The sequence below is a fragment of the Amycolatopsis sp. NPDC047767 genome (genome assembly GCF_040704195.1).
Taxonomy (GTDB): domain Bacteria; phylum Actinomycetota; class Actinomycetes; order Mycobacteriales; family Pseudonocardiaceae; genus Amycolatopsis.
This window is the reverse complement of record NZ_JBEYSJ010000043.1, coordinates 51,967-73,198: the sequence shown is the minus strand read 5'-3', so window position 1 is coordinate 73,198 and position 21,232 is coordinate 51,967. Positions and strand designations below refer to the sequence as shown.

At 72.8% G+C, this 21,232-nt stretch carries 23 protein-coding genes; 11 read left to right on the top strand and 12 right to left on the bottom strand.

Going from position 1 to position 21,232, the window contains the following annotated elements; translation table 11 throughout:
- Nucleotides 1-89: 89 nt before the first annotated feature.
- The 5 genes from AB0878_RS43685 to AB0878_RS43665 form a co-directional block, all read right to left on the bottom strand.
- A complete protein-coding gene (locus AB0878_RS43685; protein WP_366588117.1) occupies nt 90-341 on the bottom strand; it encodes a S1 RNA-binding domain-containing protein in 252 nt (83 codons plus the stop codon).
- A gap of 179 nt (nt 342-520) precedes the next feature.
- Nucleotides 521-1,510, bottom strand: coding sequence for an MsnO8 family LLM class oxidoreductase (locus AB0878_RS43680; RefSeq protein ID WP_366588115.1), 990 nt, complete (start codon nt 1,508-1,510; stop codon nt 521-523).
- A gap of 48 nt (nt 1,511-1,558) precedes the next feature.
- Entirely contained in the window at nt 1,559-1,621 is a 63-nt protein-coding gene (locus tag AB0878_RS43675; protein WP_366588143.1) for a DUF6221 family protein, read from the bottom strand.
- Nucleotides 1,622-1,630: 9 nt separating this feature from the next.
- Nucleotides 1,631-1,951, bottom strand: a complete 321-nt coding sequence (locus AB0878_RS43670) for a DUF6221 family protein (RefSeq protein ID WP_366588113.1) — start codon at nt 1,949-1,951, stop codon at nt 1,631-1,633.
- Nucleotides 1,952-2,174: 223 nt separating this feature from the next.
- Nucleotides 2,175-3,197 carry a DNA polymerase domain-containing protein gene (locus AB0878_RS43665; RefSeq protein WP_366588111.1) on the bottom strand — a complete coding sequence of 341 codons (1,023 nt, stop codon included), beginning with the start codon at nt 3,195-3,197 and terminating at the stop codon, nt 2,175-2,177.
- 65 nt (nt 3,198-3,262) lie between these two features.
- Between AB0878_RS43665 and AB0878_RS43660 the strand changes: the two genes are divergently transcribed.
- The 8 genes from AB0878_RS43660 (at nt 3,263) to AB0878_RS43625 (ending at nt 9,885) form a co-directional block, all read left to right on the top strand.
- The gene (locus AB0878_RS43660; RefSeq protein WP_366588109.1) at nt 3,263-3,937 is read left to right on the top strand and encodes a TVP38/TMEM64 family protein; all 675 of its coding nucleotides are present in this window, start codon (nt 3,263-3,265) and stop codon (nt 3,935-3,937) included.
- Nucleotides 3,938-4,054: 117 nt separating this feature from the next.
- Nucleotides 4,055-5,728 (top strand): serine/threonine-protein kinase, encoded by a 1,674-nt coding sequence (locus AB0878_RS43655; protein WP_366588141.1) that lies wholly within the window; start codon nt 4,055-4,057, stop codon nt 5,726-5,728.
- 106 nt (nt 5,729-5,834) lie between these two features.
- Nucleotides 5,835-6,140 carry a hypothetical protein gene (locus AB0878_RS43650; protein ID WP_220238380.1) on the top strand — a complete coding sequence of 102 codons (306 nt, stop codon included), beginning with the start codon at nt 5,835-5,837 and terminating at the stop codon, nt 6,138-6,140.
- Nucleotides 6,141-6,159: 19 nt separating this feature from the next.
- Complete coding sequence (gene msrB / locus AB0878_RS43645; protein WP_366588107.1) at nt 6,160-6,585, top strand: peptide-methionine (R)-S-oxide reductase MsrB; 426 nt, start codon at nt 6,160-6,162, stop codon at nt 6,583-6,585.
- Nucleotides 6,586-6,718: 133 nt separating this feature from the next.
- A complete protein-coding gene (locus AB0878_RS43640; protein WP_366588104.1) occupies nt 6,719-7,591 on the top strand; it encodes a TIGR04222 domain-containing membrane protein in 873 nt (290 codons plus the stop codon).
- Between the two features lie 275 nt (nt 7,592-7,866).
- Nucleotides 7,867-8,772, top strand: coding sequence for a TIGR04222 domain-containing membrane protein (locus tag AB0878_RS43635; protein ID WP_366588102.1), 906 nt, complete (start codon nt 7,867-7,869; stop codon nt 8,770-8,772).
- Entirely contained in the window at nt 8,765-9,568 is an 804-nt protein-coding gene (locus AB0878_RS43630) for a DUF692 domain-containing protein (protein WP_366588100.1), read from the top strand. Before AB0878_RS43635 ends, AB0878_RS43630 begins: the two co-directional genes overlap by 8 nt.
- The gene (locus tag AB0878_RS43625) at nt 9,565-9,885 is read left to right on the top strand and encodes a hypothetical protein (protein WP_366588098.1); all 321 of its coding nucleotides are present in this window, start codon (nt 9,565-9,567) and stop codon (nt 9,883-9,885) included. Before AB0878_RS43630 ends, AB0878_RS43625 begins: the two co-directional genes overlap by 4 nt.
- Here AB0878_RS43625 and AB0878_RS43620 read toward each other — a convergent pair.
- Genes AB0878_RS43620 through hemE form a run of 4 tightly spaced genes read right to left on the bottom strand, consistent with a single transcriptional unit; the run spans nt 9,875 to nt 14,498 of the window.
- Nucleotides 9,875-11,242 (bottom strand): CoA transferase, encoded by a 1,368-nt coding sequence (locus AB0878_RS43620; protein WP_366588096.1) that lies wholly within the window; start codon nt 11,240-11,242, stop codon nt 9,875-9,877. The genes AB0878_RS43625 and AB0878_RS43620 overlap by 11 nt on opposite strands.
- 5 nt (nt 11,243-11,247) lie before the next feature.
- The gene (gene hemQ / locus AB0878_RS43615; RefSeq protein ID WP_366588094.1) at nt 11,248-11,940 is read right to left on the bottom strand and encodes a hydrogen peroxide-dependent heme synthase; all 693 of its coding nucleotides are present in this window, start codon (nt 11,938-11,940) and stop codon (nt 11,248-11,250) included.
- Nucleotides 11,941-11,991: 51 nt separating this feature from the next.
- Entirely contained in the window at nt 11,992-13,401 is a 1,410-nt protein-coding gene (hemG, locus tag AB0878_RS43610; protein WP_366588092.1) for a protoporphyrinogen oxidase, read from the bottom strand.
- Nucleotides 13,398-14,498 (bottom strand): uroporphyrinogen decarboxylase, encoded by a 1,101-nt coding sequence (gene hemE, locus AB0878_RS43605; protein ID WP_366588090.1) that lies wholly within the window; start codon nt 14,496-14,498, stop codon nt 13,398-13,400. The genes hemG and hemE overlap by 4 nt, the downstream gene beginning before the upstream one ends.
- A gap of 461 nt (nt 14,499-14,959) precedes the next feature.
- Between hemE and AB0878_RS43600 the strand changes: the two genes are divergently transcribed.
- The 3 genes from AB0878_RS43600 (at nt 14,960) to AB0878_RS43590 (ending at nt 18,254) form a co-directional block, all read left to right on the top strand.
- Nucleotides 14,960-15,523 (top strand): DUF3000 domain-containing protein, encoded by a 564-nt coding sequence (locus AB0878_RS43600; protein WP_366588088.1) that lies wholly within the window; start codon nt 14,960-14,962, stop codon nt 15,521-15,523.
- Nucleotides 15,524-16,200: 677 nt separating this feature from the next.
- A complete protein-coding gene (locus AB0878_RS43595; RefSeq protein ID WP_033291604.1) occupies nt 16,201-16,917 on the top strand; it encodes a response regulator transcription factor in 717 nt (238 codons plus the stop codon).
- Nucleotides 16,918-16,988: 71 nt separating this feature from the next.
- Nucleotides 16,989-18,254, top strand: a complete 1,266-nt coding sequence (locus AB0878_RS43590; protein WP_366588086.1) for a ribonuclease D — start codon at nt 16,989-16,991, stop codon at nt 18,252-18,254.
- Nucleotides 18,255-18,301: 47 nt separating this feature from the next.
- On the opposite strand, the gene AB0878_RS43585 is transcribed toward AB0878_RS43590, so the two are convergent.
- The 3 genes from AB0878_RS43585 to AB0878_RS43575 all read right to left on the bottom strand — a co-directional run bounded on the left by AB0878_RS43585 (nt 18,302) and on the right by AB0878_RS43575 (nt 21,176).
- Complete coding sequence (locus tag AB0878_RS43585) at nt 18,302-19,174, bottom strand: tetratricopeptide repeat protein (RefSeq protein ID WP_366588084.1); 873 nt, start codon at nt 19,172-19,174, stop codon at nt 18,302-18,304.
- A 360-nt stretch (nt 19,175-19,534) separates the two neighbouring features.
- Complete coding sequence (locus AB0878_RS43580) at nt 19,535-20,476, bottom strand: tetratricopeptide repeat protein (protein WP_366588080.1); 942 nt, start codon at nt 20,474-20,476, stop codon at nt 19,535-19,537.
- 34 nt (nt 20,477-20,510) lie between these two features.
- Nucleotides 20,511-21,176: a helix-turn-helix domain-containing protein gene (locus AB0878_RS43575; protein ID WP_366588078.1), complete on the bottom strand. Its 666-nt coding sequence runs from the start codon at nt 21,174-21,176 to the stop codon at nt 20,511-20,513.
- Nucleotides 21,177-21,232: the final 56 nt, after the last annotated feature.

Below are 21,232 nucleotides of genomic sequence, written 5' to 3'. Positions count from 1 at the left end.
GCACGCCGCCGGCCGAGGTCGCGCGCACGATTGTGGCCGTGGTGAGCTGAGGGTTGGGGCAGCAGCGCTTCTGCCCCAACCCCCGCGCATCACGCCGTGGCGAGGCTGAACCGGCGGCGTTCGACGTCGATCTGCTCGATGCGCACCGACAGGCGGGCGCCGACTTCAGGAGCCGCGCCGCGGTCGGTCACGAGCAGGCCCTGGATGCCGGGCGCCACCTCGACGAACGCACCGAACGGCAGCTGCTGCACGACCACGCCGTCGAGCACTCCGCCCGTTGCGTGCTCGGACAGCCAAGCGCGCCAAGCGGTTTCCGCCGTGCTGGATTCCGATGTGGACAAACGATTTCACCTCCCTTCGCGAACCGCAGGAATGTCCTCGGAGTTCGCTGGGGAGGGGCGGGCCACGGGCCCGCCGGGGGGTCACGGCAAGGCCGGGTACCCCGTCTGCTCACGGCTCTCGGCCGACCCGGCAGTCATGCGTTCACCGTAGCAGTGAGGTCCGCAGCGCGTAACCGGTTTTAGGCCGAGACCGAAAGCCCGGCCAGCTCCGCGAGCGCGGCGAACGACTCGACGCGGGCGGACTGGTCGTAGGTGCTCGTGCTGACCAGGAGCTCGTGGGCACCGGTGGCCTCGACCAGTTCGCCGAGCCGGTCGGTCACCTCGGCGGGGGTGCCGCCGATCTGGCTCGCGACGATGTCGTCGAGGCGCGTGCGTTCGCGGTCGGTCTTGGGCAGGGCCAGGATCTCGTCGACGGGCGAGAGCGCCGGGAAGACGCCGTGGCTGCGCGAGTACACCGTCGACCACGCCTCGGGCACCAGCAGCCGGCTCGCCGCTTCGTGGGTATCGGCGACGGCGACCGATGTCGATACGACGACATACGGCTGGGCCCCGGTGAAGGTGTCGCGGTACCGGTGGATGGCCTCGACCATTGCCCGCTGCCCGCGCGCCGGCGCGATCACCAGCGGCAGACCCAGCTCCGCGGCGAGGCCGGCGCCGGAGCCGGTGGCCAGCAGGAACGTGGGCAGGCTCAGCCCTTCGGCCGGGATCGCGTGCACGCCGGGGTAGGCCGTCTGGTCGCCGCTGAAGAAGGCGAGCAGCTCTCGCACCTGGGCGCCGAAGTCCTCGGCCGCCTCGCGCCCCTGGCCGAGCGCCTGCCGCACGCCGTCGGTGAAGCCCACCGACCGGCCCAGCCCCAGATCGATCCGGCCCGGGAACAGCGACTCCAGCACCCCGAACTGCTCCGCCACCACCAGCGGCCGGTGGTTCGGCAACATCACGCCGCCCGTGCCCACGCGGATCCGCGACGTCACCGACGCGACCGCCGCCGCCAGCACCGTCGGCGCCGACCCGGCCACCCCGGGCACGCTGTGGTGCTCCGACACCCAGAACCGGTGATACCCCAGCCCCTCGATGTCCCGCGCGAACGCGACGGTGTCCCGCAGCGCCTGCGCACTGCCCCGCCCGCGACTGGCGGGCGACCGGTCGAGCACGGAGATCCGGAACGTCACGCCTGGATCAACACGGGCGCGTGGCCGCGGATTCCCCGGTGTGACGGGCTACGGGCGCCAGCGTTCGCTGTAGTCCGGGTGGTCCGCGTACGGCAGGGCGAGCAGCCGCAGCGTCAGGCACTAGTTCGACCCCGCCTCGTCGGCCGGGACGTGGCAGGTCTCGCACCAGTATTCGCTGCCGTACAAAGGAAAACCGGGGACCTTTTCGGACACGGTGGTGCGGTGGGCGAGCATGATGCGGCGCGTGACCTCGACCTCGTTGATCATCTGGTTCACGACGTCGAGCTCGGTGTCGCCCAGGGCGCGCACGCGCTGTTCGACCGCGACCTTCGTCTCGCCGCGGTTGAGCGCCTCGCCGGTTTTCGCCTTCTGCACCGCCTGCATGATCAGCGCCTGCCGCTGACCCACCCGCGCGGCGAGGAACGCGATCAGGTCGTCCACGAAAGGCCTCCCTCCTCGAGCCGGGCTCCTCCGGCGCGGGATAGTCGCCACGCGGCGCCGGGGCGTTACGCGCCGGATCCGTCACCGGGGGTATCCCGAGCCCGCAGCACGCTACTCCACTCCCAGTCTGACCTGCGGGAACGTTACGCAGCCGTAAAGGTGGGAATTTTTCGTGTTCGCCGAAGTTGATCACGGACGGTGAGCACCCGCGGCGACGAGGCGATCACTCGGTGTCGGACCGCGCCTTGCTCGGCTGCACGCGCTTGGGCTCGCCCGGCATTTTGGGATAGTCCGGCGGGTACGGCAGCTCCGCGCCGCCGAGGTCGCGATCGTCGCGGTCGTACCACTCCAGGAGGGTTTCGAGGCCGAACGCCGTTTCGTCCATCGGCGCGTGGAGGTCGCCGTGCTCGGCCAGGAACGCCGGGACGGTGAGCACGTCGAAGTCGTCCGGGTGCACGTCGTCGAGCATCGCCCAGGTCAGGGGCGTGGACACGGTCGCGCGCTGCGTGCCGCGGACCGACCACGTGGACGCGACGGTGCGGTCGCGCGCCGCCTGGTTGTAGTCGAGGAACACGCGGCCGCCGCGTTCCTCCTTCCACCAGGAAACGGTGGCCTTGTCCGGGATGCGGCGTTCGACCTCGCGCCCGAGCGCGATCACCGCGTGGCGCACGGCGATGAAGTCCCACTCCGGCCGGATGCGCACGAGGACGTGGACCCCGCGGCCGCCGGACGTCTTGGGGTAGCCGGTGAGCCCGGCGTCGGCCAGCACCTCGCGGACCACGCGCGCCACCGCGACGGCGTCGTCGAAGCCGGCCGAGTCCGGCGGGTCGACGTCGATGCGCAGCTCGTCCGGATGGTCCACATCGGACCGCCGGACGGGCCACGGGTGGAAGTCGAACGTGCCGAGGTTCGCCGCCCACGCGAACACGGCCGGCTCGGTCGGGCAGACCTCGTCGGCCGTGCGCCCGGACGGGAACGTGATCCGCGCGGTCTGGACCCATTCGGGCGCACCCTTGGGCACGCGTTTGGCGTAGAACCACTCGCCCGCCACGCCGTCGACGTAGCGTTTGAGCGTGGTGGGCCGCTCGCCGATCGCCCGCAGCAGCGGCTCGCCCACGGCGAGGTAGTGCTCCACCACCTGCCGCTTCGTGATGCCGCGCTCCGGGAAGTACACCTTGTCCGGGCTCGTGACCCTGACGGTGCGCTCCCCCACCTGGTACTCGACCGGATCGCCGTTCTTGGGCATGGGCCCACCGTAGCCGGATCCACGCCGATCGCCCGCCGATCACGCCGTGCCCTACCGTGGAAAGCGTGTCCGGCAGAACCAAGCTGATCCTCGCGCTCGTCGTGCTCGCCCTCCTCGCGGCGGCCGCGGTGTTCCTGCCGATCCCCGGCCCGGCGGACCTGCGCCACTGGGCGCAGGCGACCGGTCCCGCGACGCCACTGGTGCTGCTGGTCGCGTATTCGTTGCTCACCGTGGCGCCCATTCCGCGCACCGTGTTCAACCTCGCGGCGGGGCTGCTCGTCGGCAGCGTCGCGGGGATCGCGATCGGCCTGGTGGCGACGACGATCGCAGCGGGCCTGTCTTTCGGGCTCGCGCGGCTGCTGGGCCGCGACCTCGTGCCGCGCCACCTGCACCGCGCACCCGTGCGCATCGTGAACGAACGGCTGTCCGGCGGCGGTGTGCTCGCGATCACCTCGCTGCGGCTGATCCCCGTGGTCCCCTTCGCGCCGCTGAGCTACCTGTGCGGGGTTTCGACGGTCAAACCGGTGCCGTACCTGGTCGGCACGCTGCTGGGGAGCGTCCCCGGCACGGTCGCGGTGGTGGTGCTGGCCGACGCGCTGACCGGCGACACGCCGCCCGCGCTCCTGGCTTGTTACGCCGTTTTCGCCGTTGCCGGAGCCGTCGGCCTGGTCAGGGTGCTGAAGAAGCGCACTCCCGCCGTCGAGGAGGAAGAGCCCGCCGCCTCCGCACCGGCTGGCTGACGGCGGCAACATCCACCCGACCGCTACACTCGTTCGGGTGCGCGAGGGGTATCCGCGCTGAGTAAGGCCACGATCACCGGGATTTCGTCAGGAGCGGTCGCCATCGACACCGGTCAGCTGATCGCGGGGCACTACCGCCTCGTCGAGCACATTGGTAGCGGTGCCATGGGTGTGGTGTGGCGCGCCGTCGACGTGCGCCTGGAACGGTCGGTGGCGATCAAGCAGATCCTCCCCCAGCCGGGCGTCTCCGAGGCCGAACGCGACAACATGCGCCAGCGCGCCATGCGCGAGGCCAAGAACGCGGCCCGCTTCCAGCACCCGAACGCGATCGTGGTGTTCGACATCGCCGAACACGGCGGCGATCCCTGCCTGGTGATGGAGTTCCTCGACGGCCCGAGCCTCTCGGCCGTGCTGGCCGAGCAGGGCACGCTGCCCGTCGGCCAGGTCGCGCGGATCGGGGAGCAGGTGGCCGCCGCGCTCGTCGCCGCGCACCGCTCCGGGATCGTCCACCGCGACGTGAAGCCCGGCAACATCCTCATCGACGAGACCGGCACTGCGAAGATCACCGACTTCGGCATCTCGCGCGCGGCCGGCGACATGACGCTCACGCAGACCGGCCTCATCGGCGGCACGCCCGCGTACCTCGCCCCCGAGCTGGCCCGCGGCGCCGACCCGGTGCCCAGCTCCGACGTGTTCGCCCTCGGCGCGACGCTCTACCAGGCCATCGAGGGCCAGACGCCTTACGGCAACACCACCAACCAGCTCGCGCTGCTCTACGCGGCCGCCAACGGCCAGATCAACCCGCCGACCCAGGCCGGCCCGGCCACCGCACTGCTGATGAGCCTGCTGCGCAGCGAGCCCGGCGAGCGCCCCAGCATGGCCGAGGCCCGCGAAGGCCTGGCGAAGCTCGCAGCGGGCGAACCCGCCGTGGGCCCGGAACTCCTGTCGTCCGGCCCCACCGAACGCCTCGACCGCGGCGGCTCCCGCCCGCCCTGGCAGCGCGTCGACGGCCCGAAGCCCAGCGCGCCGGTGCCCACGCAGAAGGCCCCGTCGAACCCGCCCCGCACCCCGACGGCGGCGTTCATGCCGATGCGCTCACCCGCCGCACCGCCCAACACCCCGCCGCGGCCCCAGCCCGCACCCCCGGTCCGGCCCACGCAGCAGCAGCCCCGCCCGGCCCCGACGGCCGCGGCGCCGAACTACCGCAACGCGTCGAGCACGCCGCCGCCTGCCGACAACAAGCGCAAGTTCGCCCTGCTCGCAGGTGGCGCGGCGGCCGTGGTGGTGATCGCGGTCGTGGTGTTCCTGGTGCTGAGCTCCGGCGGCGATGGCGGGGGCAAGGGCACGTCCTCGCAGGCGGGCCAGCAGCCCCAGCAGTCGAGTTCGGCGCCCGCGCCGAGTTCCAGCGCGCCGTCGAGCAGCTCGGCGCCCCCGCCGGTCGCGTCGAACGGCAACGTTCAGTGGCAACCCGCGGGCAACGCCGTCGTGCAGTTCTACACGGCGGTCGGTGACAATCCGGGGGCGGCGTGGGGCATGCTGACCTCCGCCGCGCAGGCGCCGTACGGCAGCGTCGACGCCTTCACCTCGTACTGGAGCCAGCACTCGCTCAAGCGTTTCGGGGGCGCGTCGGCCTACCTGAAGCGCAACAACCCGGACGGCTCGGTCGACATCCAGATCAGCCTGACGACGGACGGCGGCACCGTGTCGAAGGTCGTGCAGGTGATCGCGGTGCAGGGCGGTGGGCTGATGCTCAACGGCGACACCCGGCCGGACGGCGGAGCGAGCCAGTAGCCGCTCCCCCACCCGCCGTCACCTGGAGCTACGTCACTGTTGCGAAGCAGTGAGACTCGCCGCGCGGGGAGTGTGGTGAGCAGGGGTGATGGCCTACCGTGGAGCCATGGCCGAGAGCGGAGCTGTACAGCCAGGCTGGAATCCTCGGTTCCACGAGGATCTCGTCGGGCTGGATCCGTACGACCCGGAGGCGCGCGCGTTCGCCGCGCACCTCGACCGGATGGAGCGCACGGGCCCGACGTTCACCGTCGAAGCGTGCCTCGACCAGGTCTCCGACTTCGCCGATTCCAGCAGCCGCGCGGGTGGGCTGCGGTACTGGGTTTCGGCGCTCATCGCGGCGTTGATCGTGCTCGGGGTGATCGTGACCGCATGGCAGATCGTGACCCACGCGATCGCTTTCCTGGCGGGGTAACGTGGACGAAGTGAAAGGTATGAAACCCGTCGTCGGCACCACGCCCCGTGTGGTGAAGTCCGAGCAGGAGTGGCGCGAGCAGCTCAGCCCCGAGGAGTACGCGGTGCTTCGCCAGGCCGGCACCGAGCGGCCGTTCGTCGGCGAGTACACCGACACCAAGACCACCGGCGCGTACGAGTGCCGGGCTTGCGGTGCCGAACTGTTCCGCAGCGACACGAAGTTCGAAAGCCACTGCGGCTGGCCGTCGTTCTTCGACCCGGCGGACTCCGACGCCGTGCTGCTGCGCGAAGACCGCACGCTCGGCATGAAGCGCATCGAGGTGCTCTGCGCCTCGTGCCACAGCCACCTCGGCCACGTCTTCGAGGGCGAGGGCTACGACACCCCGACCGACCAGCGCTACTGCATCAACTCGATCTCGCTGAAGCTCGTCCCCGAGACCGAGTAACACCGACGATCACCGAAAAGCGCCCTCCCCCACCGGGAGGGCGCTTTTTTCTTGAGGAAGGCTTAGGGAAACCCGGGGCAACCACGGTGTCTTCCTGCGCGTGCTACGAAACACGACGCACCGGGGAGGCGCCATGACACTCATCGCCACCATCGCCTTGACACTGCTCGGCATATTCGCGTTCCTCGGCGGACTCCGCCACGACCGGCGAATCCGGGCCGGCTCCCGCAGCGCGACCGGCCTCGGCTCCCTCGCGGAGATCGCATTCCTCACCGCCGGCCCGAACCGCACCGGTGAAACCGTGGTGGCGGCGATGATCGAACGCGAACAGCTGCGGCTCGACAGCAACGGGCGGCTCCACCGCACCCCGCTGGCGCCCGTCGACGCGCTGGGCGTGGCCACGGCCGAGCTCGTCGGTGCCGGCGCACCGACCTTCCCCGACGTCATCGGGCGGCTGGTCACGACCGACGCGATGGCCGCGCTCGCCGGCGACCTCGCGGCGCGGGGACTCGTGGTCGACGCCGCCCAGCGGCGCCGCGGGTGGTGGTCGGTGGCCGCCGCGGAAGCCGTGTTCGCGGTCGGGGGCCTGGTCGTGGGTGTGGCGTCCACGAGCTGGTTCGTCGCCGCGGCCGTGGTCCTCATCTCGGTGCTCGGGGTCGTTGCTCTCATCTGCTCGTGGCAGCCGGCCGGTCGCACCAACGCGGGTTACGAAGCGGTGCGTGCGGCCTGGGCGGATCGCAGCCTCGTGACGGGAGCCGCGGGCGCCGTGGCGGTCGGCGGGCTGGCCAACCACCCGGACCGCGAGACGCGGGCCGTCTTCAGCCGAGTCGGGGCAACCCGGCGCGGTCACCCCGGGTACCAAGGAGGCACCTCTCGCGGCGGCGGCGCCTTTCTCGGCGGCGGGTTCTATCTCGGGTCGAGCTGCGGTGGCGGGTCGAGCTGCGGTGGCGGATCGGGGTGCGGTGGCGGTGGTTCGGGATGTGGCGGCGGCTCCGGCACTTGCTGAACGGAACCACGCCGCCCGCGACAGACCCACCGCCGACGGCTGATTCGAGACAACCCGGCATGGTCACCCGAATACCAGGGTGGCGTCTTTCTCAGCAGCGGCAGCTTTACCCCGGGTCGAGCTGTGGCAATGGTTCGAGCTGTGTCGGATGGGGATGCGGCGGCGGCTCCGGCAGCTGCTGACCGGAACCACGGCGTTGCGGACGGCGTCAGTTGTGCCGACCCGACCGGTGGGACGGGGTGGGTAGCGTCCGGCGATTGCGAGGGAGGTGGGCCGTGGGCGGGACGTGGGGGATTTCGGGACCGCAGTTCCTGGCGTGGTACGGGATCGCGCTGGCGGTGGTGGTCGTGGTGCAGGTGGGGTGGCCGCGGGTGGCGCGCCCGCGAGGTGTCGAGGGCGGAGGGGACCTACCGGACGTCTACCACCTCGCGTACCTCGCCGGCGGGCCCGAGCGCGTGGCCGACACGGCGATCGCGGCGCTGGTGGACCGCGGGCTGCTGCGCGTGAACAGCGAGGGGCTCGCGACGGCGGCGGGCAAACGCCCGTGGCACAAGATCGAACGCTCGGTGCACGAAGGTGCCAAGGGCGTCACCGGCGGCACCACGCGCAGCCTGCGGGCCAGGGCCACGCGGTCGAAGGCGATGAGCGACCTCGAGGCCGAGATGCAGCGCGCCGGCCTGCTGACCTCCGGCACTGAAGCGCAGCCGTTCCACACCGCGGTCTTGCTGGCCTACCTGGTCCTCCTGGCGGTCGGCGCCGTGCGGTTCGTGACGGGCGCGGCGAACGACCGGCCCGTCGGCTGGTTCTTCCTGTTGCTCGTGGTGGCCCTCGTGCTGACGATCGTCGCCTCCGTCATCCGCGGCCGCAGGCGCGTGCGGATCACGCCGAGGGGCCAAGGGGCTCTGGCTCGCGCCCGTTCCGCGAGCCAGGGCCCGGCTCAGCCGGCCGTGCTGCTCGCCGGGGCGGCCGGCGCGGTGGCGCTCGGCGGGCTCGCGATGTACCCGGACGACGAGCTGAGCGCGGCGCTGATCCCACCGTTCCAGCCGTTCGCCGGGGCCGGCGGTGGTTCGTCGGGCGGTGGTTCTTCCTGCAGCAGCGGCTCGTCGTGCAGCAGCGGGTCTTCGTGCAGCAGCGGGTCCTCCTGCGGTTCTTCGTGCGGTGGCGGGGGTTGCGGTGGTTGACCGGCTGGGTGTCGGCATCGGCTGGCGGGCCGAGCTGGACCTGTCGATCGCGCGGCTGCCGGGCGTCGACTGGGTCGAGGTCGTCGCCGAGAACCTCCACGCGCCGCACCTGCCCGAGAGCCTGCTGGCGTTGCGGGAGCGCGGCATGCCCGTGCTCCCGCACGCCGTGTCGCTCTCTCTCGGTGGGGCCGAGCCGCTGGACACCCAGCGCGTCGAGCACCTCGCCGAGCTGGCCCGGGCGCTCGACGCGCCGCTCGCGAGCGACCACGTGTGCTTCGTCCGCGCGGGCGGGCTCGACTCCGGGCACCTCATGCCGCTGCCCCGCACGCGCGAAGCGCTCGACGTGCTCGTGGCCAACGTCCGCCTTGCGCAGTCCATTGTGGACTTCCCGTTGGCACTGGAGAACATCGCGGCCGTGCTGGAATGGCCGGAGAACACGTTGTCGGAGGAGCAGTTCCTCACCGAGCTGACCGAGCGCACGGGCTGCCTGCTGATCGTCGACGTGGCGAACCTGTACGCCAACGCGCGCAACGTCGGCACCGACCCGGTGGCGTTCCTCGACGGAATCCCCTGGGAGCGCCTGGCCTACGTGCACATGGCCGGCGGGGTCGAGCGCGACGGCGTCTACCACGACACGCACGCACACCCGGTGCTGCCCGAGGTGCTCGACCTGCTCGCCGAGCTGCGCCGCCGCACCGACCCGCCGGGCGTGCTGCTGGAGCGCGACGACGACTACCCCACCGACACCGAGCTGGCCGCCGAGCTCGCGGCCCTGCGCGCGACGGTGACGGCGTGAGCCGCGAAGAGCTCGCTGCGCGGCAGGCGGCGTTGCTCGACGCGCTGCTCACGGGCGCCCCTCCCCCGCCGGGCTTCGCGCCCGACCGGCTGCGCGTCGAAGCCGACGTGCTGCTCGCCAAACGGCGCCGGCTCATCGCGTATCTGCGACCCGACGTGGCCGAACGCCTGGGCGAGCGCTTCGGCCCGCTCTTCGCCGCCTATGCCGCCGCGCACCCGAAGACGGACGCGATCCGGGCGCGCGAGTACGCCGACGCGTTCGCCGCCTGGGTCGCCGACCGGGAACCCGCGAGGCGGCGGCGCTGGTTCAGGAGTTGACCGGGTGCCACACCGCGCTGTCGGCGCCCGGCAGGTGCGACGCGTGGTCCCAGTGCGACTGGGCGCCCGGCAGATCGCCGGCCATCTTCACGCGCGTGAGCTTGCCGAAGTCGCTGTCGACTTCCTCGACGAGGTCGCTGTAGTCCACTTCGGACGATCCCGGTTCCTTGCGGCCCAAGGAATCCAGCCACCGGCCCGTACTCGCGAGCGACAGCCGGACGTTCCAGCTGCCGCCCTCCACGACCGTGCGGCGCACCGCCGTCATGATCGCCGCGGCGGCGAGCCAGCCCGTGGTGTGGTCGAGTGCCTGCGCGGGCAGCGGCGTCGGGCGGTCGGTGCCGGCGACGCGAGCGCCTTCCTCGGCGATGCCCGAAGCCATCTGCACCAGGCTGTCGAAGCCGCGGCGGCGGGCCCACGGGCCGGCCCAGCCGTAGGCCGACAAGTCGGCCGTGACGAGACCCGGGCGCAGCTCGGCCATCTCCTCCGGACCGAATCCGATTCGCTCCAGCGCGCCGGGACGGAACGACTGCAGCACCACGTCGGCCCGCGCGATGAGCTTCTTCAGCCGCGCGCGGCCGCCCTCGGTGTCGAGCGCGACGAACCCCGAACGCTTGCCGTGGCCGGTGTCCATCGTGAGCGCCGGGATGCGCGGCAGGTGCGCGGCGCCGACGTGGAGCACGTTCGCGCCGTGGGCCGCGAGCACGCGGCCGGCGACCGGCCCGGCCAGCACGTGCGTCAGCTCCAGCACGCGCACCCCGCCCAGCGGCCGGTCGGAGTCGAAGAGCGTGTTCTTCGGCGCGTCGCCGCTCTGCCGGATCTCGGCGAGGGGCAGGCCCGCGACGGCCTGGCCCTGCGGGTGCGCGAGCCACTCGTCGCGGGAGCGCATGAGCGCGGCCGCGCCGCCCGCCGTCACCACTGCCGACTCGACCTCGGCGGCCGTCTTCGCGGCCACGGTCTTCGCCACGGCGTCGCGCTGCGCGGGCACGCCGAGCGACCAGCAAATGGCGGCCTCGTGGCGGGGGTAGTTCGCGTGGAGCTTGACCCAGCCGTCGGACGCGAGGTAGTCGCCGGCGATCGGTCCCCACGGGCTCGGCGGCAGCTCGCCGTTCACCCGCAGGAACATCTCGCTGCGCACGGCGGCCGCGGCGTGGCGCGTGTCGACGGAGACCGTGCCCGGGTCGATGCCGCGCAGCCGCAGCAGCTCACCGGCCGCCAGCGTGGCGGCCGCGATGCCCGCCGTCGCGGCGGCCTCGACCCGGAAAGTGCCGGGCAGCAAGGATTCGTCGCCGGTCAGGGACACGGGCGGGAGGGATTCGCCGGTGAGCGTCCGCCACACCCCGGCCAGCACGTCCTGCACGGCGGTTACGGCAGTGCCGCGACGAGCTCGGCGGGCGCCACGCGCGTGCCGGTGTAGAACGGGATCTCCTCGCGCACGTGGCGGCGGGCCTCCGTGCCACGCAGGTGGCGCATCAGGTCGACGATGCGGTGCAGCTCGTCGGCCTCGAACGCGAGGATCCACTCGTAGTCGCCGAGCGCGAACGACGCCACGGTGTTGGCGCGCACGTCGGGGTAGTCGCGGGCTTCCTTGCCGTGGTCGGCGAGCATCTTGCGCCGATCCTCGTCCGGCAGCAGGTACCACTCGTAGGAGCGGACGAACGGGTACACGCAGATGTACTTTCGCGCTTCCTCACCGGCGAGGAACGCCGGGATGTGGCTCTTGTTGAACTCCGCCGGGCGGTGCAGCGCGACCTGGCTCCACACCGGGGTCGACGCGCGGCCCAGCGGTGTGCGCCGGAAGCCGTTGTAGGCGGCCTGGACCTGCTCGATCTCCTCGGCGTGCCACCAGACCAGGTAGTCGGCGTCGGCCCGGAGCACGGACAGGTCGTAGACCCCGCGCACCACCACACCCTTGTCGGCGAGCCCGTCGAGGAACTCCGCCGTCTCCTGGCCCGCGGTGCCGCGGTCCTCGCCGAGCCGGCCGGGCTCGACCCGGAAGACCGACCAGGCGGTGTAGCGGATGGTGTCGTTGAGCTCGTTGTAGTTCAGCCGCGCCATGCCTCCATCCTCGCACCGCACGGCTTTCGGGCGCCAAGCGCCTCCGTCACGTCACACTGTGAAGCTCGCCGCGATCCGCTTCGCGGCGGCATCGGCGGTGGCGACGCACGCGGGCAGGCCGACGCCGTGCAGCGTCGCGCCCGCCACGGCGAGGCCGGGGAGCTCGTCGACGGCGGTTTCGATGCGTGTCACGCGCTCGAGGTGCCCGGCGCCGTACTGCGGCAGGCCGCCGCCCCAGCGGGTGACCAGCGTGTCGAGCGGTTCGGCGGTGACGCCGGTGAGGCGGGCGAGGTCGTCGCGGACGGCGTGCACCAGGGCTTCGTCGTCGCCGTTCAGCGCGCCCGGTTCGCGGAAGCGGCCGACGGAGCCGCGGACGAGCACCGGTCCGGCGGCGCCGTAGTGGGCCCACTTGTTGGCGGAGAAGGTGAAGGCCTTCGACGCGTAGGGCACGCCCTCGGCGTCCTTCTCGCCCGCGCCGATGAGGATCCCCGACGCGTCGGGCAGTTCGGTGCCGGGCGGCAGCGCGAGCGCGACCACGGCCATCGAGGCCAGCTCGACCTCGCCGAACGCCTGCGACGCGGCCGGGGCGACGTCGGCGAGCAGCTTGCGCGCGGCGGGCGCGGGCACGGCGAGGACGACGGCGTCGACGTCGACCGGGGTGTCGTCGGGGGCGTGGGCCGGGGCGGCAGCGCCGACATCGAGGCGCCAGCCGTCCGCGGTGCGGGTTAGCGCGCGGACGGTGGCGGAGGTGCGCACTGTTGCTTTCGACAGCGTCTGCAGCCGGTCCAGCAACGTGGTCAGGCCGCCCGTCAGCGTGCCGAACACGGGCGCGGTGCCGGGGGTCTTCGGCAGCAGGGAGGCCGCGGCGTCGGTGAGCGAGCCGGCGCCGTCGGCGACGGCCTTGGCCAGGCCGGGCATGGTCGCGCGCAGGCCGAGGCCGTCGGCACCGCCCGCGTAGACGCCGCCGAGCAGCGGGTCGACGAGCCGGTCGACGAGCTCGTCGCCGAAGCGGGCGCGCAGCAGCGGGCCCAGCGGGGTGTCGGCGGCGGTGAGCTCGACGGGGCCGAGCGAGCGTTCCTTCTCGACGGCGAGGCGGCCGTCTTCCGAGAGCACGCCGGCCACGGCGTCGGCGGAGGCGGGGACGCCCATGACCGTGCCGGGCGGGAGGCCGGTGACGGTGCCGCCGGCGTGGATCTTGGCGCGCGCCTTCGTCGGGTGCACCAGGTGCTCGCCCAGCCCGACCTCGGCGACCAGCGCCGTGACCTCGGGCCGGCGGGCGAGGAAGGCCTCGGCGCCGACGTCGTAGGGCACGCCGCCGACCTCGGCCGTGCGGAGCTTGCCGCCGACCGCGGGGGTGGCTTCGAAGACGGTGATCGCGACGGCGTCGCCGAGCAGCGTCCGCAGGCGGTAGGCCGCGGTCAGGCCGGAGATGCCGCCGCCGACGACGGCGACGTGCTTCACAGCGAATGCACCAGCTCGACGACGCGGGTGAGCACCTCGGGCTCGACGCTCGGCAGCACGCCGTGGCCGAGGTTGAAGATGTGCCCGTCGGCCGCGCGGCCCTCGTCGACGATCCGGCGGACCTCGGCCTCGATCACGGGCCAGCCCGCGTAGAGCAGCGCCGGGTCGAGGTTGCCCTGCACCACGGCCTTGCCGCCGAGCCGGCGCACGGCCTCGTCGAGCGGCACGCGCCAGTCGACCCCGACGACGTCGGCGCCCGCGTCGCGCATCTCCACGAGCAGCTCGCCCGTGCCGACGCCGAAGTGGATCCGCGGCACGCCGTAGTCCGCGACGCCGGCCAGCACCTTCGCCGAGTGCGGCTGGACGAACTCGCGGTAGTCGCGCTCGGACAGCGCGCCGGCCCACGAGTCGAACAGCTGGATGGCGTCGGCGCCCGCGTCGAGCTGCGCGCGCAGGAACGTGAGCGCGATGTCGGCGAGGCGGCCGGCGAGCTCGTGCCAGAGCTCGGGTTCGCCGTGCATGAGCGCCTTGGTGTGCTCGTGGTTGCGGCTCGGGCCGCCCTCGATCAGGTAGCTGGCCAGTGTGAAGGGCGCCCCGGCGAAGCCGATCAACGGCGTGTCGCCCAGGCGTTCCACCAGCAGCCCCACACCCTCGGCCACGCGCGCGACCTGCTCGGCCTCCAGCAGCGGGATCGCTCGCACTGCCTTGAGGTCGCGCACCGGCTCGGCCACCACGGGCCCCGTGCCGGGCACGATGTCGATGTCCAGCCCCGCCGCCTTCAGCGGCACCACGATGTCGCTGAACAGGATCGCCGCGTCCACACCGTGCCGGCGCACCGGCTGCAGCGTGATCTCGGCGAGCATCTCGGGGTCGAAACACGCGTCGAGCATCGGGACGCCCTCGCGCAGCTTCCGGTACTCCGGCAGCGACCGCCCGGCCTGGCGCATGAACCACACGGGCGTGCGCACGGGCTTCTCCCCGCGCGCCGCCGCCAGGAACGGCGACTCCGCCAGCACCCGCCGCGCGGAGGGGCTCGACGGGGCGGTTTCGGACGCGGCGGACTCAGACACAGACGAAAGCTCAGGCACGAAGCCCATCGTCCCACCCGGTCGCGGAGACCACTCGCGTAGGCCACGGGTAGTGGCCGGAGGTACCGGCGATTCCGATCTCGTGGGCACCGGGTGGGGTGGAGTGGCCCGAGAGGTCCGATTCGGCGGGCCCGTGGGCGGCCGTCGCGGTGATCTCGGGGCCCATCACTTCGGATCCGATCGCCCAGCTCCGTTCCGACCGCGCCAGATCCACTCCCCCTCTTCCCCCTCGACGGACAGCGACTCAAGCCCGCTGGGTCTGCCGCCCGGGCGCTCGGTGGCCCCGGCGCCCGCCACGTCGGCGCAACCGCCGAAGCCTCGACCAGCACCGCCGCCACAGCAGGCCTGATCAAGCCTCCGCGTCCGGTTCGCCCGGGCCGGCAGCCGCGCCGGTGGGTGGCGGGGCCGGTCGGGGCGTCCCTCGGCGCGCCTGCGTCCGCAACGGGGCGTCGCCGCCCTACAGTCGTTGGGTGACCGCGATGACGCCAGTGCCCGAGCTGTTCCGCGAAGCCGTCGCGGCGCTGAAGTCCGTGCGGCCGCGTCCCGAGGTGCGGTTGGAGACCATGCGGGCGCCGCAGCGGCTGGCGCCGTGGTCGTTCGCGGTGAGTTGTGAGGTGGCCGGACCGGCGGACGTGCTGGCGTCGGGGCGGCTGGTGCTGCTGCACGACCCCGACGGGCAGGAAGGCTGGGACGGCGTCCTGCGGCTGGTCATGTACGTGCGGGCCGAGCTCGACCGCGAGCTGGCCACCGATCCGTTCCTGCCGGCCGTCGGCTGGTCGTGGCTCACCGACGCGCTCGAAGCGTCCGGCGCCTCGTGGACGGCGCTGGGCGGCACGGTCACCGAGACCTCTTCGGCGCGGTTCGGCGACATCTCCGGGCCCACGCGCACCGACGACCTCGAGCTGCGGGCGTCCTGGACGCCCACGGACGCCGCGCTGCGCGCCCACGGCTACGCGTTCTGCCAGGTGATGGCGAGCGTCGTGGGGCTGCCGCCGGTGGGCGTCACGCTGTTCGAACAGCGCCAGAGCTCCTGATCCCCCGAAGTTCACCCGGACGGGCCGCCCGTCCGGGGCTCTCGCGCGCCCTCAGAACGTCCAGGAGCGCCCGGCGTGGTCTGGACAACCGTCGACACCGGCGGCCGACCGAACGCGATTCTGAGCGCCGTTCACGTCCGTCCACCTGGGACCGCACGCGCTAGCACGCACGGATGCCCACGTTCGTGAAGACCCCGTGATCACGGGCTGTCATGCCCTGATCACGCCCGCAAAGCCGCCCGAAGCCCCCAGGGCACCCCGGCGGGTCCCGCGGAGACCCCCGCGAAACCACTCTGTGCAAACGTGAAGAAAGTTGATCTTGCCCCGGCGGAGGCCGATTTCCGACGTCTGGTGGACTGCTCACGAGACGTCCGGGCGGAAGCACCCGCAGGTGCACGGCCCACCTGCACGGGCGTTTGGGGTTCGGTAATTCTGTTGCATCGCCTCCGGAAGCCGTTCCGTTAACAACGGGCTCAGCACTAGCCCGATCGTGTGACGGTGAACGCCCTGAGTGACGAGTCGTTTCAGATAGATACCCATTCGATCCCCCCGTAATGGCCTCCGGGCGGCTACAGTGCCTTCGACGACACCACTTTCGGTCTAAAGCTGGCGCGGCTGAACGGCCGAAGGTCCCGGTGCCGGTCGGGGGGCACGACCGACTCCAGGGAGGTAGTGACGTGGCTACCGTCGGCTTATCTCAGGCCGTTCGATCCACGCCAGCCGGTGCTTTGCCGGCGAGCATGGTTCCGCACCCGCGGGAAGAGCTTTTTTCCGTGTTGGTGGTCGATGACCACCCGCTGTTGAGGGAGGCAATCGCAGCACGACTCGCACAGATGGGTGCGGGCACGGTTCACGAGGCCGCCACGGTGGCCGAGGCGAGGGCGCGAGCACAGGCCACCGGCCCGTGCGACCTGGCGATCCTCGATCTCGGACTGCCGGACGGCAGCGGCATCGAGCTGGTTACGGAACTCCGTAGCCACGGATGGCCGCGCGTGGTGGTGCTCGCATCGTCCGACGACCCGTACGCGGTTCGGTCGGCGTTCCAGGCCGGTGCCCAGGCGTACCTGCTGAAGTCCGCGTCGCCGGTGGTTGTCACCGACGGCGTGCGCAGGGTCCTGGAAGGCGGCGTGTACGCCGACCCGAGCGTGGCCCCGGTCCTGGCGACCGGCACGCGGGTGGCGGGCACCGACAACACCCCGCGGGAGCTCTCCGCCCGTGAGGTCGAGGTGCTCCAGCTCGTCGCCGACGGACAGTCGAACAAGGAGATCGGGGAGGAGCTTTCCCTCTCCGCGCTCACCGTGAAGTCGCACCTCTCCCGCATCGGGCGCAAGCTCGGCACGGGTGACCGGGCACAGATGGTCGCATTGGCTATGCGCGCCGGTGTGATCCGCTGACGAAGGCAGACAGAGGCCCTGCGGGGCGGGCGGACCAGGCGCGGTACGCCCGTCCCGTAGGGTCGTCAGCTATGGGAAGTGCACAGGCGGATGGCGCCCGGACCGGAGAGACCACCACCGAGGACGCCGGAACGCCCGTGCTGCTACGCGAGCCCGCCGAAGGCACACCCCCCGTGGTGACCGATCCGGCGGCGCTCGCCGAGGCGTGCGCGCGGCTCGCCGCGGGAACCGGCGCCGTGGCCGTGGACACCGAGCGGGCGTCCGGCTACCGCTACTGGCCCAAGGCCTACCTCGTGCAGCTGCGCCGCGAAGGCTCCGGCACGGTGCTGATCGACCCGATCGCGCTGGCCGACGACCTCGCGCCCCTGCGCGAAGTCCTCAACGACACCGAGTGGGTGCTCCACGCCGCCAGCCAGGACCTGCCGTGCCTGGCCGAGCTGGACCTGCACCCCAAATCCCTCTTCGACACCGAGCTGGCCGGCCGGCTGGCGGGCTACGAGCGCGTGGCGCTGGGCACGCTCGTCGAGCTGTTGCTCGGCTACACACTCGAGAAGGGCCACAGCGCCGCCGACTGGTCGAAGCGGCCGCTGCCCGTCGACTGGCTCAACTACGCAGCGCTGGACGTCGAGCTGCTCAACGAGCTGCGGGGCAAGCTCGAAATCGAGCTGGAGGCCCAGGGCAAGCTGGAGTGGGCGCGCCAGGAGTTCGAGGCCGTGCGCACCGCGCCGCCGCCCGCCCCGCGCGCCGAGCCGTGGCGCCGCACGTCGGGCGTGCACAAGATCCGCAGCCCGCGCGGCCTGGCCGCCGTGCGCGAGCTGTGGCAGGCCCGCGACGAGCTCGCCCGCAAACGCGACCGCGCACCCAGCCGCATCCTGCCCGACAGCGCGATCGTCAACGCGGTCACGGCGGACCCGAAAACCGTCGAGGAGCTCCAGGCCCTGCCGGTTTTCAGCGGCCGCGTGCAACGCAAGTACACGGCCAGCTGGCTGCGGCACCTGCAGGCGGCCAAGGCGCTACCCGCGAGCGAGCTCCCCAGCCCCACCCAGCCCTCCGACGGCCCACCCCCGGTCAACCGCTGGGCCGACAAGGACCCCGACGCCGCCGCCCGCCTCTCCGCGGCCCGCGCAGCCCTCGCCGCCATCGCCGAGGACCGCCGGCTGCCCGTGGAGAACCTCATGCTGCCCGACCTCGTGCGCCGTACCTGCTGGCGCCCGCCGGCCGACCTGTCGGAAGACGGGGTGGCGGCGGTGCTGCGGGCCGGTGGGGCCCGGCCGTGGCAGGTGGAGCTGACGGTGGGGGCGCTGAGCAAGGCGCTGCACACGACGGCTTCTGCCTGACGGCTCCGGCAGGCAGAAGCGGCCGGATTCGCGCTTCGCTCGGCAGATCACACTGCGCTGAGCAACGCGGCGGTCTCGAGGGTGCGCGAGTGGGTGGGCCCGAGCGCAGCGTTGAGGGCGACGACCGCGGCCTCCAGCCCACGGCGAGCCTCCTCGCGGTGCCCTCGGCGCGCGGCGACACGCGCGAGAGTCACCTGGGCCGCAACGGGAGTGGGGTGGCCCGACGGCCAAGCCCCGGCGGCGAGGAGGGCTCCGGCTTCCCGCTCCGCGCGGTCGAGGTCGCCCATCTCCAGGTACGCGTGCGCCAGCAAGCCGCGGATCAGGGGGGACTCGCGCCTGTGGTCCGGGAGGGCGGCCAGGATCGAACCCAGTAGCTCGGCGGCTTCCCGGGCTTCCCCGGCACGCAGCAGCACCGCGGCGAGCAGCTCGCGAAACCCCCCGGTGCCGTGCCGGGCGACGAGCTCGCGCAGCGGCGCGACGGCCGGCTGCGGATCGCCCCGCTCCGCGCGGATCAGCAGGCCGACCCCGGCGGCACTGTCGCGCGAGCGATCGGTGGTGGCCAGCGATGCCAGCTCGGCAAGCAACCGCTCGGCCTCGTCGAACCGTTCGAGCACACGCAGCACCGTGAGCTGGCGATAGCCGGCCACCCGCGTCGCCATGTGGGCCGGCCCGACCTCGGCCGCGCACGAGCGCCGGTGGGTTTCGAGCACGTCGAGCGCCTCGGCGTAGCGCCCGGCCACGCTGAGCACCAGCGCGAGGTTGAGCCGGGTCTGGAAGGTGCCGGGCTCCTTCGCGCCCCACGTCCGCTCGTAGACCTCGGCAGTCTGCTCCAGCACCGGCACGGCCTCGTCCGGCCGGCCCTGCTCGGCCAGGCTGAGCGCGAGGTTCGTCCAGGCGGCCAGCGTGTTCGGATGCCGCACCCACCACCCGCGCCTGCGCCGGCGCCAGCTCGGCGATCAACACCTCAGCGGCCGGCCAGTCCCCCGCCTTCATCAGCGCGCATCCCAGCTCATGCCGGCGCCGCAGGCCGTCCAGGCTTTCAGGTTTACGGGTCTTCGCCAGCGCGGCGCGCAGCCTTGTCACCTCGTCGGCCGGCGCGAGCGCGGGCCTGGCGCGAAACAGCTTCACGGGCGGCCGCCGCTCGATCTGGGCATCGCAGCAGTCTGCCGCGCTCAGCCGAGGCAGTCCAGGACCTTCTGCGCAGCAAGCACTTCCGCGTGCCGATCGGCCACATCCGGGCCAAGACCCCCGGGCGACCCCAGCACCGCAGCAGCCTGACTTCAGCCGAGGCGGTCCAGGACCTCTTGCGCCGCAAGCACTTCCGGGTGGCCGACCGGCCAGGCCACCGCCGCCAGCACGGCGCGGGCGTGGAAGGCCGCCACGTCCGGGTCCGGGTGGATCTGGGCCAGGGTGCCGCGGTTGCGCAGCGTCTGGCGCCAGCCGCTCCACGACTCGGTGACCAGGGTGGTCAGCAGGGAGGCCGCCTCGGGGTGGTCGCCGGTCAGGACCAGGACGTCGGCGAGGGACTGGCGGAAGAAGCCGTGGCGGGGGTGCCGGGTGGCGAGTTCGCGCAAGGGTGGCACGGCGAGGGCGGGGTCGCCCTGTTCGGCGCTGATCTGGAGGCGGGCGGCTTCGGCCCAGTCGAGGTCGAAGGGCTTCTTCAAGTGCGGCACGATGTGCTCGGCCAGCTCGCGCAGGGCCTCGTCCTGGCGGTCGGCGTCGCACAGGGCGATGAGGTCGCCGAAGCGGACTTCGCGGGTCAGGGGGTCGGCGTCGCCGAGTTCGGAGGCGCAGTAGCGGACCAGGGAGGCCGACGCGGCGACGCGCTCGTCGATCCGGTTGGCGACGCTCAGGGCCTCGACGAGCATGCGGCGGCACCAGATCGTGGCGGCCTCGGCACCCCAGGTCCGCTCGTACACGTCCTCGGTCTCGGCCAGCAGCGGTACGGCCTCGTCGGGGCGGCCCTGCCCGGACCACGACATCGCGAGCTGCACCCACACGTTCAGCGTCTCCTTGCTGCGCGGGCCGAACTCGCGGGTCATGGGCGGCACGAGCTCGCGCAACACCGGCTCGGCGTCACGCCATTCGCCCAGCTCGCCGAGGCGCGAGGCGACCGCGAAGCGCTCCAAGAGGTCACGCGCGCCTTCGCGGCCGCGCGACCACTCCGCCGAGCCGCGCAGCGCGGCAGCCTCGTCGAAGGGTCGCGAGCGGAAGAACTTCACCGGCACCACCGCAACGACCTGTCCACAATGTGCATTATGTCCGACCAGCCCCCTCCAGCAGCGAGCGGGCCGCCGCCCGCAGCGGGTCGTCCGGTTCGCCGAGGCCCGCCAGGCGGACGACGGCGTCGGCCGCTTCGCGGGCGTGGGCTTCGACGTCGAGCGCGGGATCGTCGCGGCGGGTGATCGCGGTGCTCTCCACCAGGCCGAACACGAGGTCCGTGCGGATCTCCGAAACGCCCGGCCGGGCAGCGGCCACGAGCGTGCCGTACGCGGCCTTGAGCTCGGCCCGCTCCGCGCGGAACCCCGCGAGGTTCGGCGACGACACCTCGGGCAGCAGGTACAGCGCGCCGATGTTGTGCCGCGCCCCGCCCAGCAGCCGGACGTCCGCGTAGGCCAGCGCCCACAACCGCACGCTCGCCGGCGCCGGCGAGGAGACCAGGCCGACCGCGACCGCCAGCGACGGCCGGACGGTGGCCGCCAGCAGCTCGGCGAGGATGTCCTCCTTGGCCGGGAAGTGGTAGTACAGCGACGCTTGGCGCAGGCCCGCCCGCTCGGCGATCGCGCGGGTCGTGGTCGCCGCGTACCCCGCGCCGGTGAACAGCTCGCCCGCCGCGTCGAGCAGCGCTTCGCGCGCGTCCTGACGGCTCGCCGCCGCGCCGCTCGCGCGCGGTCGCCCCACTCCCGTCGCCTTCCCGTCCACGCGGCCGATCCTGCCAGGCGCCCAGCCGTGTTACGCGCCGCAGCCCCCTCCCGAAA